12 protein-coding genes are annotated in these 15,289 nt (G+C 69.1%); 6 read left to right on the top strand and 6 right to left on the bottom strand.

Annotated elements, in window-relative coordinates; genetic code table 11:
* Positions 1-53: 53 nt before the first annotated feature.
* The 4 genes from OPU70_RS12160 to OPU70_RS12145 all read right to left on the bottom strand — a co-directional run bounded on the left by OPU70_RS12160 (position 54) and on the right by OPU70_RS12145 (position 5,037).
* Complete coding sequence (locus OPU70_RS12160) at positions 54-1,376, bottom strand: enolase C-terminal domain-like protein (protein ID WP_498557897.1); 1,323 nt, start codon at positions 1,374-1,376, stop codon at positions 54-56.
* On the bottom strand, positions 1,373-2,959 hold the full coding sequence (locus OPU70_RS12155; RefSeq protein ID WP_498557896.1) for an aldehyde dehydrogenase (NADP(+)): 1,587 nt from the start codon (positions 2,957-2,959) through the stop codon (positions 1,373-1,375). Before OPU70_RS12155 ends, OPU70_RS12160 begins: the two co-directional genes overlap by 4 nt.
* Positions 2,960-3,007: 48 nt before the next feature.
* Positions 3,008-3,943, bottom strand: coding sequence for a 5-dehydro-4-deoxyglucarate dehydratase (locus OPU70_RS12150; protein ID WP_042540707.1), 936 nt, complete (start codon positions 3,941-3,943; stop codon positions 3,008-3,010).
* Between the two features lie 116 nt (positions 3,944-4,059).
* A complete protein-coding gene (locus OPU70_RS12145) occupies positions 4,060-5,037 on the bottom strand; it encodes an NAD(P)-dependent oxidoreductase (protein WP_475123353.1) in 978 nt (325 codons plus the stop codon).
* A gap of 260 nt (positions 5,038-5,297) precedes the next feature.
* Here OPU70_RS12145 and OPU70_RS12140 point away from each other — a divergent pair, with 260 nt between their 5' ends.
* The 4 genes from OPU70_RS12140 to OPU70_RS12125 are packed head-to-tail and all read left to right on the top strand — an operon-like array spanning position 5,298 to position 9,585.
* Entirely contained in the window at positions 5,298-6,866 is a 1,569-nt protein-coding gene (locus tag OPU70_RS12140; RefSeq protein ID WP_367822086.1) for an ABC transporter substrate-binding protein, read from the top strand.
* Between the two features lie 35 nt (positions 6,867-6,901).
* Positions 6,902-7,891: an ABC transporter permease gene (locus OPU70_RS12135; RefSeq protein ID WP_082041104.1), complete on the top strand. Its 990-nt coding sequence runs from the start codon at positions 6,902-6,904 to the stop codon at positions 7,889-7,891.
* Complete coding sequence (locus OPU70_RS12130) at positions 7,884-8,852, top strand: ABC transporter permease (RefSeq protein ID WP_311877529.1); 969 nt, start codon at positions 7,884-7,886, stop codon at positions 8,850-8,852. Before OPU70_RS12135 ends, OPU70_RS12130 begins: the two co-directional genes overlap by 8 nt.
* Positions 8,853-8,859: 7 nt before the next feature.
* The gene (locus OPU70_RS12125) at positions 8,860-9,585 is read left to right on the top strand and encodes a sulfite exporter TauE/SafE family protein (RefSeq protein ID WP_079112021.1); all 726 of its coding nucleotides are present in this window, start codon (positions 8,860-8,862) and stop codon (positions 9,583-9,585) included.
* Between the two features lie 59 nt (positions 9,586-9,644).
* Here the strand turns inward: OPU70_RS12125 and OPU70_RS12120 are convergent, their stop codons facing one another.
* Together OPU70_RS12120 and OPU70_RS12115 are read right to left on the bottom strand one after the other, a co-directional pair.
* Positions 9,645-10,652: an NAD(P)-dependent oxidoreductase gene (locus tag OPU70_RS12120; RefSeq protein WP_475123352.1), complete on the bottom strand. Its 1,008-nt coding sequence runs from the start codon at positions 10,650-10,652 to the stop codon at positions 9,645-9,647.
* The gene (locus OPU70_RS12115) at positions 10,649-11,962 is read right to left on the bottom strand and encodes a glucarate dehydratase family protein (protein ID WP_498557895.1); all 1,314 of its coding nucleotides are present in this window, start codon (positions 11,960-11,962) and stop codon (positions 10,649-10,651) included. The genes OPU70_RS12120 and OPU70_RS12115 overlap by 4 nt, the downstream gene beginning before the upstream one ends.
* A 133-nt stretch (positions 11,963-12,095) precedes the next feature.
* Here OPU70_RS12115 and OPU70_RS12110 point away from each other — a divergent pair, with 133 nt between their 5' ends.
* The gene (locus OPU70_RS12110; RefSeq protein ID WP_498557894.1) at positions 12,096-13,004 is read left to right on the top strand and encodes a LysR family transcriptional regulator; all 909 of its coding nucleotides are present in this window, start codon (positions 12,096-12,098) and stop codon (positions 13,002-13,004) included.
* Positions 13,005-13,127: 123 nt separating this feature from the next.
* Positions 13,128-14,834 carry a dipeptide ABC transporter ATP-binding protein gene (locus tag OPU70_RS12105; RefSeq protein WP_079112019.1) on the top strand — a complete coding sequence of 569 codons (1,707 nt, stop codon included), beginning with the start codon at positions 13,128-13,130 and terminating at the stop codon, positions 14,832-14,834.
* Positions 14,835-15,289: the final 455 nt, after the last annotated feature.

Here is a 15,289-nt window from a genome sequence, read left to right as displayed (position 1 = left end):
GTTTCGTCTCAGGCGACTACGTCGTCTTCGCTCAACGAACGACAGGCGCCCGTTCAGCGCACCAGAGAGGGCCGCTTGCTGTCGAACTGCCAGCCGGGCACGAGGTACTGCATGCCGGTGGCGTCGTCCCTGGCTCCCAGCCCGTGTTCGACATACAGCTCATGCGCCTCGGCGAGCCGAGCGCGGTCGATCGTCACGCCGAGCCCCGGGCGGTCGGGCACTCGCACCGCCCCGTCTCGGATCTCGGGCGCATCGACCGTCAGCTGCTGGCCGTCCTGCCAGATCCAATGCGTGTCGAGCGCGGTGATCTCGCCTGGCGCCGCTGCGCCGACCTGTGTGAACATCGCCAGCGAGATGTCGAAGTGGTTGTTCGAGTGCGACCCCCACGTCAGGTCGAAGTCGTGGCACAGCTGCGCCACCCGCACCGAACCGGCCATGGTCCAGAAATGCGGATCCGCGAGCGGGATGTCGACGGCGTCGGAGCGGATCGCGTGCGCCATCTCTCGCCAGTCCGTCGCGATCATGTTCGTCGCTGTTCGCAGGCCGGTGCGGCGACGGAACTCCGCCATCACCTCTCGACCCGAGAATCGGCCTTCCGCGCCGCACGGATCCTCGGCGTAGGCGAGCACATCGGCCAGGCGGCGGCCGATGCGCACCGCGTCCTCGAGCAGCCACCCGCCGTTCGGGTCGAGCGTGATGCGCGCTTCGGGAAACCGTTCAGCGAGCGCGGTGACGACGTCGGCCTCGACCTCGCCGTCGAGCACGCCGCCTTTGAGCTTGAAGTCCGAGAACCCGTAGCGCGTCTGCGCGGCTTCGGCCAAGCGCACGATGCCATCGGCTGACATCGCCTCTTCGCGCCGCACGCTCTCCCACCCGTCGCCGCTCTCGCGCAGATAGGGGAGGTCGGTGCGGTCAGCATCGCCGATGAAGAACAGATACCCCAGCATCGGCACACTGTCGCGCTGCTGGCCGTCGCCGAGAAGCTCCGCGACCGGCACGCCGAGGTGCTGGGCGTGCAGATCGAGGAGCGCCGACTCGATGCCGGTGACGGCGTGCACGGTCGTGCGCAGATCGAACGTCTGCAGCCCACGACCGCCCGCGTCGCGGTCGGCGAAGCGGGTCGCGATCGCCCGTAGCAGCGAGCGGTATCGGCCGACCGGCTGGCCCGCGAGGAACTCCGCGGCCTCGGCGATGGTGCCGCGGATCGACTCGCCGCCGGGGACCTCGCCGAGCCCCTCCCGTCCGTCCGAGTCCGTCGCGATGACGATGTTGCGTGTGAAAAACGGCCCATGCGCGCCCGAGAGGTTCAGCAGCATCGAGTCGTGGCCGGCGACCGGGACGACCTCGATCCTCTCGATCGTGGGCACGGAGGTCATGCCGACACCTCGCGCCGCCCGTCGACGAGACGCGACACGTGCCAGGGGTTGGCGTCGCGCAGCACCTCGGGGAGCAGTCCATCGGGGATGTTCTGATACGCCACCGGGCGCAGGAAGCGCTCGATCGCGAGGCTTCCGACGCTCGTCGTGCGCGAGTCGCTGGTGGCGGGGAAAGGTCCGCCGTGGACCATCGCGTGCCCGACCTCGACCCCGGTGGGCCATCCGTTCGCGAGGATGCGCCCGACCTTGCGCTCGAGCACCGGAAGGAGCGCGGCGGCGAGCTCATGATCATCGGCGCTCAGCTGCAGCGTGGCGGTCAGCTGACCCTCGAGCCGCGAGGCGGCCTCCACCAGCTCGGCGACGTCGCCGTAGCGCACCACCAGGGACGCGGCCCCGAAGATCTCCTCGTTCAGCACGGGATTCTCTTCGAACGACGAGAGCTCGGCGGCGTGGATCACCGGCGCCGGAGCGTGCGGCCCCTCGCCGTCGGTTCCCCGCGCGAGCACCTCGGCGTTCTCGTCTCTGGTCGCGACACCGTCGCGCCACGCGTGCGCGATGCTCGGCGAGAGCATGGTCTGCCCTGTGGCCGCACGCAGGGATTCCGACACGGCCCGCAGGAACGCCTCGCCCTCGGCGCCGCGAGGGACGAAGACGACACCGGGCTGCGTGCAGAGCTGCCCGCTCGACCCCGTCGCACTCTGCACGTACCCCGCGGCGAGCGCCTCGACGTCGCCGTGCAGGGCCCCCGGCAGGATGAACACCGGGTTGACCGAGCTCATCTCGGCGTAGACGGGAATCGGCACCGGTCGCGCCTGTGCCGTGCGTACGAGCGCGAGACCGCCCTCGCGTGATCCGGTGAACCCGACGGCGTGGATGTCGGGGTCGGCGACGAGCGCCTGCCCGACGCTGCGTCCGGGGCCGAAGATGTGCGAGAACACTCCGGGGTGCAGTCCGTGCGCGTCGATGGCGCGTGCGATCGCCGATGCGACGAGCTCGCTCGTGCCGGGATGCGAGCTGTGCGCCTTGAACACGACCGGGCACCCGGCGGCCAAAGCGGATGCGGTGTCTCCCCCGGCAGTCGAGAACGCGAGCGGGAAGTTCGACGCCCCGAACACGGCCACCGGCCCGAGCGCGATCTTGCGCTGGCGGATGTCGACACGCGGAAGAGGTGTGCGGTCCGGCTGCGCCGGGTCGATCCGCACGCCGCGGTGCTCTCCGGCACGCACGACGTCGGCGAACAGCCGCAGCTGCCCGGTGGTCCGAGCACGCTCACCGAGGAGTCGCGCCTGCGGCAACCCGGTCTCCTGCATCGCCCGCGCGATCAGCGTGTCGCCGATCGCGTCGATCTCGTCGGCGATCGATTCGAGGAACGCCGCGTGAGCCTCGGGGGCGAGTCGGGAGAACGACGTGAAGGCCTCGGCCGCGGCGGCGGTCGCCGCGCGGAGCTGCTCGACGTCGATCTGCGAGTAGGGGGGTTCGAGCTGCTCGTCGGTGGCCGGGGCGATGGCGTACAGCGCGGTGCCGGTGCCGGGCACCGAACGTCCGGCGATCGACGAATGCCCGGTGAGGATGGCGGTGGTCATGTCACACTCCTTGAGTCGACGGCGGTGGTGCCGAGAGGATCGGCGAGGTCAGGCGGGAACGGCGGCGAGCAGGCCGGCGCGCTCGAGAAGCTGCGCCAGATCGGCGTCGTCCTGCGCCGACAGGTCGTGCAGCGGCGGGCGCACGGGGCCGACGCCGTGTCCGGTCAGACGGAGACCCGCCTTGACGATCGAGACGCCGAATCCCTTCCCTCGATTGCGGATCGCGATGTACGGCAGCACGAAGCGCCCCAGCTTCTCGGTCACCGCGGCCCGGTCCTGAGCGCGCACATCGCGGTAGAACTCGAGCGCGAACTCGGGGACGAAGTTGAACATCGCCGACGAGTACGTGCTCATGCCCATCTGCAGCAGCGGCAGCGCGTAGGTCTCTGCGGTGGGCAGACCGCCCAGGTAGAACAGGCGCTCGCCGTTGCGCACGTAGACCGATGCCAGGTGCTCGATGTCGCCCGTGGCGTCCTTGAACCCCACGACGTTCTCGTGCCGTTCGGCGAGGATCGCCATCGTCTCGGCCGAGTAGATGGCGTTGCCGCGGTTGTAGACGATGATCGCGAGCTTCGTCGCCGCGGCGATCGCCGAGACGTGCTCGACGAGACCCGCCTGGTCGCACTCGGTGAGGTAGGGGGGCAGCACGAGGATCCCCTCCGCGCCGGCCTCCTCGGCCGCCCGGGCGTTCGCGATCGCGTGCCGGGTCCAGCCGCCGGCCGAGGCGAGCACCGGAACCTCGGGTCGCGACGACTGCACGGCCGCGCGGACGACTGCTGCGGACTCGGCCGCATCGAGACTGAACCCCTCGCCGGTGCCACCGGCGGCGAAGAGACCGGCCACCCCGAAGCTCGCCTGCCATTCCACGTGCTCGCGGTAGCGCTTCTCGTCGAATTCGAGCTCCGGCGTGAACGCCGTCGCGGGGAACGAGAGAAGACCTTCGCGAAGGTGGTCGGCCAGCTCGGTGGGCGTGAATCGTGCCACGGTGCACTCCTGGGGTGTCGCGCCGGTATCCGGCTCGGATCTGAACAATCGTCACGCTATGCGTGAAACGATGCGCTTACAAACCAAATGGTGGATGGATCAATGCGCCGTCTGCATCAGAGTGCCGACATCTCCGCCACCGGTGTCGGCAGCGGCCGACCGTCGAGGTGGGCCCGCAGGTTCGCGAGTGTGAGGTCTCGCATGTCGATCCTGGTCTCGTGCGTGCCGCTGCCGACGTGGGGCAGCAGCGTCACGTCATCGCGGATGAGCCGCGTGGGCACGTACGGCTCATGCGCGAACACGTCGAGGCCGGCTCCCGCGATCCGACCGTCCTCGAGAGCGGCGATCAGTGCATCCTCATCGACGACCGAGCCGCGTGCGATGTTCACCAGGAAGGCGTCGGGTCCGAGCGCGTCGATCACCTCGGCATCCACGAGGTTCTCGGTCGCCGCCCCACCGGGAACCGCGATGACCACGACGTCCGATCGGCGCGCGAGGTCGACGGCCGATGCCACGTGCTCCCACGGCACGCCCTCGACAGGACGTCGGGTCGTGTACAGGATCGTCGTGTCGAAGGCGGCGGCGCGTCTGGCGATCGCCTGCCCGATGCGGCCGAGGCCGAGCACGCCGACCGTGCTGCCCGAGAAACGACGCGTGAGCGGAAACCCTCCCGACTCCCACGCGCCGTCGCGCAGGAACCGCTCGGAGGCGCCGAACCGGCGGAAGACATCGAGCATGAGCCCGAGCGCCGTGTCGGCGACGCAGTCGGTGAGCACGTCGGGCGTGTGGGTCACCCGGATGCCGCGGGCGACCGCCTGGGCGACATCCGTCGTGTCGTATCCGACGCCGAAGTTGGTCACGATCTCGAGGTTCGGGAGGGCGGCCATCAGCTCGGAGGGAACGCCGTTGCGACCGCTCGTGACGACGGCGCGCACCTTCGCGGCATCCGTCGGGTCGAGGGCTGCGAGGTCGTCGGGCAGGCGCACCACGGAGTACTCGTCCTGCAGCGTCCGCTCGAGAGAATCGAGCAGCGGCCCCGCCTGAGCGACGGAGCCGGGAGCGAACGGAGCGGAGGTTTCGGGAGAGTTGGTCATGGCGCGAGACTACGTCCGGCCAACGATGCAGTTCCATAAGCGAAGTTGCATGGATTGATGCGCCGCAAGCATCTATGGGGTGAGACCGGCGTAATCTCGCGGATCGCGACTCGGCCGACGGATGCCGCACGGCACCGGCCCTCGGCAGCGGCCGCCGGTGCGGCCTTCGCACCTGTTGACGCTCGGGAGGCGGTCTGCGACATTCACAACGGGCCGACAGCCAACGAGGGCCGCGGCCGTCCCCTACCTGGAGGAACCCGATGAAGCTTTCTTCCCCCCGACGCAGAGGCACCCGGGCAGCCGCGGTCACTGCCGGAATCGCATCGATCGCACTGCTGGCTTCGTGCTCCGTCGCCAACTCGGAGTCGGAAGGCGGCGGCGAGGGCGGCACGGGCGACACCCTCCGTGTCGTGCTCACGCAGGAGCCCCCGACCCTCGAGGCGTGCGACGCCAACCTCACCTCCACCGGCGTCGTCGTGCGCAGCACGGTCACCGAGCCGCTGGTCGAGCGCAACCCCTCGACGGGCGAGCTCGAACCGTTGCTGGCCACCGAGTGGGAGCAGACCGGCGACACGGAGTGGACGTTCACCGTCCGCGATGACGTCACCTTCCAGGACGGCACGCCGTTCGATGCCGAGGCAGCCGCCTACTCCATCGATCGCGCCGTGAACGGCGACCTCGGCTGCAACGTCGAGGGCTACATCTTCGGCGACGACGACCTCGAGGTCGAGGCGACCGACGCCACCACGCTCACGGTCACCACCCCGAGCCCCGACCCGATCCTCCCCCTGAAGCTGTCGTTCATCGAGATCGTCTCGCCCGAGACCTCGAACACCGAGTTCGTGCGCGAGCCGGTCGGCACCGGCCCCTACGCGATCGGCGAGTGGCAGGCCGGCACGAAGCTGACGCTCGAGCGCAACGACGACTACTGGGGCGACGCCCCGCAGTTCGCCGACGTCGAGTACCAGTGGCGCTCCGAGGGCACCGTCCGTGCCGCGATGATCACCAGCGGCGAAGCCGACATCGCCCTCGGCCTCAGTGCCGAGGACGGCATCGGAGACCTCGGCGTGAGCTACCCGAACAACGAGACTATCGCCCTGCGCTTCTCGGGCGAGACGGCTCCGCTCGACGACATCCGCATCCGTCAGGCGATCAACTACGCCATCGATCGCGAGGGCATCGTCTCGTCGCTCTACCCCGATGGCGACAAGGTGGCCGCGCAGCTGATCCCCGAGGGCATCGTCGGGTTCAACGCCGACCTCGAGCCGTGGGAGTACGACCCCGAGAAGGCGAAGGCCCTGGTCGAGGAGGCTGCGGCCGACGGCGTCGCGGTCGACACGAAGATCCTCATGCCGGTGCGCACCGCGCAGTTCCCGAAGGTCAGCGAACTGGGCGAGGTGCTGCGCGAGCAGCTGGCGGCCGCGGGGCTGAACGTCGAGCTGCGCATGGTCGACACCACTCAGCACCTGCAGTACCAGCTGAGTCCGTTCGTCACGAACGAGGGTCCGATCTCGATGCTCATCCAGCACGGAAACCAGGCAGGTGACGCGCAGTTCACGGTCGAGCAGTACATGCTCACGGGCGGCGCACAGGCCGAGTTCGGCGACCCGGCCCTGGACGAGCTCATCACCACCGCGCGGACCCTCACCGGCGACGAGCGCCAGGCCGCGTACGAAGAGGTCTTCGCCTACGAGCGTGAGAACGTCGTGGCCCTGGCCCCGATCGCGCACCAGACGGTCATGCTCGGTCTCGCCGACCGGGTGACCTACGAGCCCAACTCGTCGACCGGCGACGAGCTGCGCATCAAGGAGGTCTCGCTCGCGGGCTGACCGCGAGCGAGAGTGAGAGTGAGAGGCGGGCGACCATGTGGACCTACCTGAGAAAACGAATCCTGCAGAGCGCGCTGCCGCTGATCGCAGTCGTCCTGGGTGTCTTCGTGCTCGCCCGCCTCACCGGCGATCCGTCGCAGCTGTATCTGCCGCTGAACGCGACCGATCAGATGCGCGAGGACTTCGCGGCCCGCAACGGCTTCGACCAGCCGCTGTGGAAGCAGATGGGCGATTACTTCCTCGGAGTCCTGCAGCTCGACTTCGGTCAGTCGCTGCGCACCGGTGAACCCGCAGCCGAGATGGCGCTGCGCGCCTTCCCCGCCACCCTGCAGCTCGCCGCGGTCACGATGGTCCTGGCGATCGTCATCGCCGTGGCGCTCGGCAGCTGGGCGTCGCTGAAGCCGAACGGCATCGCCGACCGCATCGTGAGCTTCTTCTCGATGACGGCGGCGAGCGTGCCCGACTTCTGGGTGGCCATCCTCGGCATCTGGATCTTCGCGATCACGCTGGGCTGGCTGCCGACCTCCGGCACCGACGGAGCGCTCGTCTGGATCCTCCCGGTCGCGACGCTCATGCTGCGTCCGGTCGGAGTTCTCGCCCAGGTCGTGCGCGGGTCGATGGTGACCGTGTTGGGTCAGCCCTACATCCAGGTCGCCCGCAGCCGCGGTGCAGGGCAGATGCACATCGTCTCGAAGCATGCGCTGCGCAACGCCGCAGCCCCCGCCCTCACCGTGGCCGGCGACCTGACCGTCGGCCTCATCAACGGCGCCGTGGTCGTCGAGTCGATCTTCGGCTGGCCCGGCATCGGCAAGCTCATGATCGACTCGATCCTGCAGCGCGACTTCGCGGTGCTGCAGGCCGCGGTGCTGATCACAGCACTGGCGATCTTCGCCCTGAACATCATCATCGACCTCGGTTATGCACTGCTCGACCCGCGAGTCAGGCCGACGTCCGGCTCTCGCGCCCGTCGTCGCGGCCCGGGGGCGCTCTCCGACACGAAGGCAGAGGTGCTGACGAATGTCTGACAACAACGCATCGACAGTCACCGTCCTCACTCAGAAGGCGCGCGGAGCACGGTCGTCCGGCCGCGCCAACCTCTGGCAGCTGCTGTGGAAGGACAAGGTCGCCGCATCCGCCGCCATCATCCTCGCGTTCATCGTGCTCACCGCGATCGTCGGTCCCCCGCTGTTCGGCGAGATCGCGCAGCGGCAGGATCTCGGGGCGCGCAACATGCCGCCGTTCAGCTTCCAGCTCGGCTGGGAGTACGCACTCGGCAGTGACTCGCTGGGACGCAGCCTGCTCGCCCGCATCATCACCGCGGCAGGCACCACCCTGGGTGTCGCCGCCGCGGCCGTGGTCGTCTCCGCGATCGTCGGATCGATCTGGGGCATGTGGGCCGGATTCCACCGCGGATGGCGCGAGTCGGTGTCGATGCGCATCGCCGACGTCATCATGAGCTTCCCCTCGCTGCTGCTCGCCGTCGTTATCCTCTACGTCTTCAACCCGAGCGCGGCGAACATCGTGCTCGTGCTCGCGATCACACGCATCCCTCTCTACCTGCGCACCGCGCGAGCGGATGCCGCCGAGCTGCGCTCCCGAATGTTCGTCGATGCCGCGACGAACTTCGGAGCCACGAACCGCGCCATCGTCTTCCGGCACATCGTCCCGAACGTGCTGCCGACTCTCGTCACGCTCGCCACGCTCGAGTTCTGCTACGTGATGCTGGCCGAGTCGTCGCTGAGCTTCCTCGGCATCGGCATCCAGCCGCCCGACGTCAGTTGGGGCCTCATGGTCTCGCAGGGGCGCCAGTACCTCGCCGAGGCGTGGTGGCAGTCGGTGCTCCCGGGTCTTGCGATCGTGATCACCACGGTCTGCGCCAACGTGCTGGCCGCGTGGCTGCGTCTTGCGACGGACCCTGGCCAGCGCTGGCGCCTGCAGAGCAAGAAGCGTCGTCGTGTGATCGGCTCGATCGCCGCGCGCAGCTGAGCCCCTGGTGACGGTCCTCGAGTTCACGCTGCTGGGTGCGGTGATCCTCGCCGCCGCCTGCATGCAGGGCTCGATCGGATTCGGCATGGGCATGCTGGCTGCCCCATTCATCGCCCTCATAGACGCCACGCTGCTGCCGGTGCTCGTGATCATGCTGGCGATGGTCGTGACGCTGATCGTGGTGGTGATGGATCGCGCAGCGCTCGACCTGCGAGGCGCCGGCTGGGCGCTGGCAGGCCGCGTGCCGGGAACCGTCGTCGGAGCGGGGCTCGTCGCCGTCATGTCGGCGACCGCGCTGTCATGGGCGGTCGCCGGCGTCGTGCTGCTGGGCGTCGTCATGTCGCTGCGCGGCTGGCACCCGCGGGTGACCAGGACGACCCAGGCGGTGGCGGGGGCGCTGTCGGGCCTCATGGGAACGACGACGTCTGTGGGCGGCACACCGATGGCGATCATCTGGCAGGGGTCAGAGGGGCCGCGGTTGCGCGGCACGATGTCGGCGTTCTTCCTCGTCGGGTCGTCGCTGTCGCTCGTGGCCCTGTTCCTGTGGGGCGCGGTCCCCGCGCATGCGCTCGCCACCGCCGCCTGGATGGCGCCGTTCGCCGTGGGCGGCGTGGTGCTGTCGCGGTTCGTGAACAGGTTCCTCAATCGGCGGCGTACGCGAGCGATCGCCCTCGGGGCGTCCGCTCTCGGCGCCGTGACGCTGATCGTCACCCGCCTGGTCGAGATGTTCTGACCGGATGCCGAGGCGCTCAGCGCCTCAGTCCTCCTGCTCAGCGAGCTCGATCCTCGTGCTCAGCGCACCTGACGCTCGAGGGGAAGACCGGCGTCGAGCAGGTCGATGTTGCGTGCGATGTCGGCGGCGCGCGCGCTGAAGACCTCGCTGGCGTGACCCGAGTGGTGCGGGGTCAGCACCACCCGGTCGAGCGCGGCGAACCTGTGCACGACAGGAGGTGCCTCGGTGCCCTGCGGCGCATCCCACCACACGTCGATCGCCGCCCCTCCGATGCGTTTCTCTGCGAGGGCTGCGTACAGGGCGTCCTCGTCGATGAGCGCGCCACGGGCGACGTTGACGATCAGCGCGTCGGCGTGCAGCTGTGCGAGCGCGTCGGCATCGATCATCCCGCGCGTGCTCTCGGTGAGGGGTGCGGTGACGACGACCACATCGCTCTCGCGCAGCAGCGGATGCAGCTGCTCTTCGCCGTACACGCGGTCGAGCAGCTCGGTGCCGGGTCCGCCCGCGTCCGGATGCCGGCGCAGGGCGACCACGCGCATCCCGAACGCCTTCGCGAGGTGGGCGACGGAGCGGCCGATCTCGCCATAGCCGATGAGCCCCAGGGTGCTGCCGGCGAGCGATCGGTGGTACGGCACGCCCGCCGGAGGAGAACCCGGCTCGGTGGCGATCGTGCGCCACTCTCCCCGGCGCATCTCGGCGTCGGCCTCGAGCGCTCGACGGCGCAGCATGAGCGCCGTCATGATCACGTGCTCGGCGATCGCGGGGCCATGATGACCGGTGTTGCACAGCGGCACACCATCGGGCACGGCTTCGGCATCGATCCGGTCGACTCCGGCACCCGTCGCGTGCACGAGCCGCACGTGATCGGCGCCGGCCATGTCGTCGGTCGTGAGCCGCGAGCAGATCACCACGTCGGCACCGTCGATCGCGGCGCGCGCGGAGCCGGGCACGCCAGGATCGGCGAACACCCACTCGTGCGGCCGCTCGGTGCGGCGCAGATCGTCGGAGAACGCCGACATGATCGCGTCGGTGACCGCGATGCGCAACGGACGGCTCGCCGCGCTCACCAGCGGGGACTTTCCAGCACGTATCCGGGGTCGACCCGCTGCATGTAGCCGGTGTCGTCGCGCTCGCGGATGCCGCCGTCGAGGTACTGCCGATGCAGCCGCGCCAGCGCCTCGGGGTCGAGGTCGACGCCGAGGCCCGGTGCGGTCGGCACCGCCAGCGACCCGTCGACGAAGCTCAGTGCGCCCGGCGCGATGACGTCCTCGTCCTCGCGCTTCCAGGGCCAGTGCGTGTCGCATGCGTATCCGACGCCGGGAGTGGCCGCGGCCAGGTGGGTCATCGCGGCGAGGCTGATGCCGAGGTGCGAGTTCGAGTGCATCGAGAGCCCCCACCCGAGAGTCTCGGCGAACCCGGCGAGCAGGCGCGAACGCTCGAGGCCACCCCAGAAGTGGTGGTCGGAGAGCACGATGTCGATCGCGCCGAGGCGCACCGCCTCGGGGATGTGCGAGAACGCCACGACGCACATGTTGGTCGCGAGCGGCAGATCCGTGTGGCGGCGCACCTCGGCCATGCCCGCAAGGCCCGGGGTGGGGTCTTCGAGGTATTCGAGCACGTCTTTCAGCGCGTCAGCGACCCGCAGCGAGGTCTCGACGGTCCAGGCGCCGTTCGGATCGATGCGCAGCGGGTGATCGGGAAACTCCTCGCGCAGCGCTAGGATCGCCGCGATCTCGTCGTCGGGCGCGAAAACCCCGGCCTTGAGCTTGAGCGCGGTGAAGCCGTAAGCGTCGACGATGCGCCGCGCCTGCGCGACGATCCCCTCGGGCGTGAGGGCTTCGCCCCACTCGTCGACGGACCCTCCCGGATGACCCGCCCACTTGTAGAAGAGGTAGCCGCTGAACGGAACGGCATCGCGCACGCGCCCGCCCAGCAGCACGCTCGCCGGCACCCCGAGCAGCTTTCCGCGGATGTCGACGGTGGCGACATCGAACGGCGAGAGCACGCGGTCGCCCGTGCTGGTGCCCGTGACCATGCCCGACATGCCATGCCCACCACGGATGCCGTCGCCGGCCACACTGCGTTCGACCCGCGCGCGCAGATCATTGGTCGCGAACACGTCGCATCCGAGCACCGCGTCGGCGGCGACCTTCATCCGCTGCAGGTGCGCACTGTCGCCATAGGTCTCGCCGAGCCCGACGACCCCCGACTCGGTGGTCACCTGAACGATGGCGCGCAGCGCCAGGGGCTCGTGCACGCCGACGGTGTTGAGCAGTGGTGGGTCCTGGAAGGCCACGGGCGTGATGCGGACGGACCGCACCGCGTTCTCGGCCAGCCGCGTGGCAGCAGGGACAGACAGCAGGAGCTCTTCGGACATCACGCCTCCGTTGGTGAGACTCCGGGGACTCCGCATCAGCGGATTCCGCGTCATCGAGTTTCTCCGACACTATGGTGGGGACAGATGCGCAGACAAACCAAAAGTCGCACTGATTGATGTCGGGAGTGGATCGATGATCTCGCTGGTACAGCTCGAATGCTTCATCGCCGTGGCCGAGGAACTGCACTTCGGGGCGGCGGCGACACGGCTGAAGATGACCCAGCCGCCACTCAGTCGTCAGATCCAGCAGCTCGAGCGCGAGCTCTCGACCAGGCTGTTCGACCGCACCAGTCGTCGTGTGGCGCTGACCCAGGCCGGGCGCGCGCTGCTTCCCAACGCGCGCCGCCTCCTCGACCTCGCGGCGAAGGCCGTCTCGGATGTGCGCTCCGTCGGCGAGGGCGCGGCCGGCACCGTCACGATCGCGTACACGGCGATGGCGGGCCAGGCGGTCGTGCCCGATCTGCTGCGCCGCGCGTCAGCCGAACTGCCCGGCGTCACGCTGCTGTTGCGCGAGCTCGTCTCCCTCGACCAGGTGGAGGAGCTCGAGAAGGGCACGGTCGACATCGGCCTGATGCGGCCGCTGCTCGCCCGACCGCAGATCAGCAGTCGCGCGGTCTACCGCGAGCACCTGTCGGTGGCTCTTCCGAGCGATTCGGCCCTCGCGCAGCGTGGCGAGCCGCTGAAGCTCATCGACCTCAAAGACGAGTCGCTGCTCATGTACTCGCCGAGCGGCGCACGGTACTTCCACGACCTGCTGCTGTCGATGTTCGTGGCGAGCGGGGTGCATCCGCACATCGTGCAGTACGCCGGGCAGGTGCCCGCGCTGCTCGCGATGGTCAGCGCCGGCATCGGGTTCACGCTGGTGCCCGAGTCCGCCGAGCGGATCTCCCCCGACTCGGTGACGCTGCTGCCGATCAGCGACGCCGATCCGTCGTCGCGGGTGAACAGCGTCGAACTCGACATCGCGTGGAACGCGGAGTCTCACAATCCGCTCGTCGAACGACTGCTGAGCCTGGTCGACGAGGTGGATGACTCCGCGTGATCGATGCAGCGGGTGCATAGCCCAATGCCGATGTAGGGCTTGATCGGGATGAATCCGCACGCCTAGCGTGAACGGAAGATGATCAGTGCTGATGGCACGACCCGTGCTCGATGAGGAGGACGCATGCCGAACGACGTCGCCGCGACCGCCGATGAGTCCGCTCGACTCGGCGAGTCCGTGAACCCGACGCCCAGCGGGCAACCCGCCGCGCGTGATGACATCCTGCGTGTCGAAGACCTGCGCGTCGCCTACCGGATCGGCGACCGCGAGGTCGATGCGGTGCGGGGCGTCGACCTGAGCGTGGGTCGCGGCGAGGTGGTCGCGATCGTGGGCGAGTCGGGCTCGGGCAAGAGCACCGTCGCGCAGTCGATCATGAATCTCCTCGCTCCCAACGCCGAAGTGGTGAGCGGGCGCATCGAGTTCGAGGGCGAAGACCTCATCCCGCTGAGCGAGCGCCGCTGGCGCAGCATCCGCGGGCGTCTCATCGGGCTGGTGCCTCAGGATCCGGCACTGTCTCTCAATCCCGTGCGGCGCGTGGGCGTGCAGGTGGCGGAGCCGCTGCTCGTGCACGGACTCGCGACGAAGCATGACGCCCACGATCGCGCGGTCGAACTGCTCGAGATGGCAGGGCTGACGTATCCGGCCGAGCGGGCGAAGCAGTACCCGCATCAGTTCTCGGGTGGCATGAAGCAGCGCGCGCTGATCGCGGGGGCACTGGCCGCGCAGCCGAGCCTGATCATCGCCGATGAGCCCACGAGCGCTCTCGATGTGACGGTGCAGAAGCAGATCCTCGACCATCTCGCGAACCTGACCCGAGAACTTGGAACGGCGATCCTGCTCATCACCCACGACCTGGGGATGGCGGCCGAACGGGCCGACCGGGTCATCGTCATGAAGCAGGGCGAGATCGTCGATTCCGGGCCCGCAGAGCAGGTGATGAATGCTCCGACGCACGAGTACACGCGCAAGCTCATCGCTGCAGCGCCCCGGTTGAGCGCGCACGAGCGACGGACCGCATCGACCACGGCCCGCATCGAGTTCGGTGGCGAGCCGATCGTGCGGGTGACCGAGCTGACCAAGATCTTCCCGCTGCCCAAGGGCGCAGGCGACCGTCGTACGCTCACGGCCGTCGACGCCGTCTCGCTCGAGGTGCGCCGCGGTGAGACGCTCGCCGTCGTGGGCGAATCCGGATCGGGCAAGAGCACGCTCGCGCGACTCGTGCTGCGCCTCGAGGAGCCGACGTCGGGATCGATCTCCTTCGCCGGCGAGGACATCACGCACCTCAAGGGCGAGAAGCTGCGTCAGCTGCGGCGGCGGTTCCAGATGGTCTACCAGAGCCCGTTCGACTCGCTGAACCCGCGCATGACGATCGAGCAGCTCATCACCGAGCCGCTGCTGTCGTTCGGCGAGGGCGATCGACAATCACGGTCGAAGCGCGCTCTCGAGCTGTCGGAGCAGGTCGCTCTCCCCGACGGGATGCTCGGCCGCTTCCCCGACGAGCTCTCCGGCGGCCAGCGACAGCGCGTGGCGATCGCCCGCGCCCTCGCGCTCGATCCCGAGTTCCTCGTGCTCGACGAGGCGGTCTCGGCGCTCGACGTGTCGGTGCAGGCGCAGATCCTCGCCCTGCTCGACGAGCTGCAGCGCGAGCGCGAGCTGACCTACCTCTTCATCACGCACGACCTCGGAGTCGTCGCCGAGACGGCCGACCGCGTCGCCGTTCTCAAGAACGGAAAGCTCGTCGAGTGCGGTGACGCGACACAGATCTTCACGGCTCCGCAGGAGGAGTACACCCGGATGCTGATCGAGGCCGTGCCCGCGTTCTCCGCCTGACGCCAGCCGCGGTCGTTGAGCGAGCACGGCGAAGCCGAGCGAGACGAAACGCCCCCGCACCGGCCCACCACGTTTCGTCTCAGTCGACTTCGTCGTCTTCGCTCAACGAACGGCATACCCCCCGGTCGTTGAGCGAACCGTCGTCGCCCCCCGGTCGTTGAGCGAGCACGGCGAAGCCGAGCGAGACGAAACGCTCCCCTATCGGCCCACCACGTTTCGTCTCAGGCGACTTCGTCGTCTTCGCTCAACGAACGGCATCCCCCCGGTCGTTGAGCGAGCACGGCGAAGCCGAGCGAGACGAAACGCGCCCATCGAACGGCATACGCCCCGGTCGTTGAGCGAGCACGGCGAAGCCGAGCGAGACGACACGCGCCCATCGAACCGCGCAACGTTCACTTCGCACTCCCCGTGCGTTCACTTCCGCCGCCTATCTTGAGTGCGGTCGCGCGAACGCG

Source organism: Microbacterium sp. SWDP-B6, from assembly GCF_059803615.1.
Note: the sequence above shows the minus strand (reverse complement) of the source record. Positions and strands in the feature narration are given on the sequence as shown.

Excerpts from the sequence above, each read along its gene's own strand:
- OPU70_RS12105 (WP_079112019.1), top strand. The coding sequence starts at position 13,128 with ATGCCGAACGACGTCGCCGCGACCGCCGATGAGTCCGCTCGACTCGGC.
- OPU70_RS12135 (WP_082041104.1), top strand. The coding sequence starts at position 6,902 with ATGTGGACCTACCTGAGAAAACGAATCCTGCAGAGCGCGCTGCCGCTG.
- OPU70_RS12160 (WP_498557897.1), bottom strand. The coding sequence starts at position 1,376 with ATGACCTCCGTGCCCACGATCGAGAGGATCGAGGTCGTCCCGGTCGCC.
- OPU70_RS12140 (WP_367822086.1), top strand. The coding sequence starts at position 5,298 with ATGAAGCTTTCTTCCCCCCGACGCAGAGGCACCCGGGCAGCCGCGGTC.
- OPU70_RS12130 (WP_311877529.1), top strand. The coding sequence starts at position 7,884 with ATGTCTGACAACAACGCATCGACAGTCACCGTCCTCACTCAGAAGGCG.
- OPU70_RS12115 (WP_498557895.1), bottom strand. The coding sequence starts at position 11,962 with ATGTCCGAAGAGCTCCTGCTGTCTGTCCCTGCTGCCACGCGGCTGGCC.
- OPU70_RS12155 (WP_498557896.1), bottom strand. The coding sequence starts at position 2,959 with ATGACCACCGCCATCCTCACCGGGCATTCGTCGATCGCCGGACGTTCG.
- OPU70_RS12110 (WP_498557894.1), top strand. The coding sequence starts at position 12,096 with ATGATCTCGCTGGTACAGCTCGAATGCTTCATCGCCGTGGCCGAGGAA.
- OPU70_RS12145 (WP_475123353.1), bottom strand. The coding sequence starts at position 5,037 with ATGACCAACTCTCCCGAAACCTCCGCTCCGTTCGCTCCCGGCTCCGTC.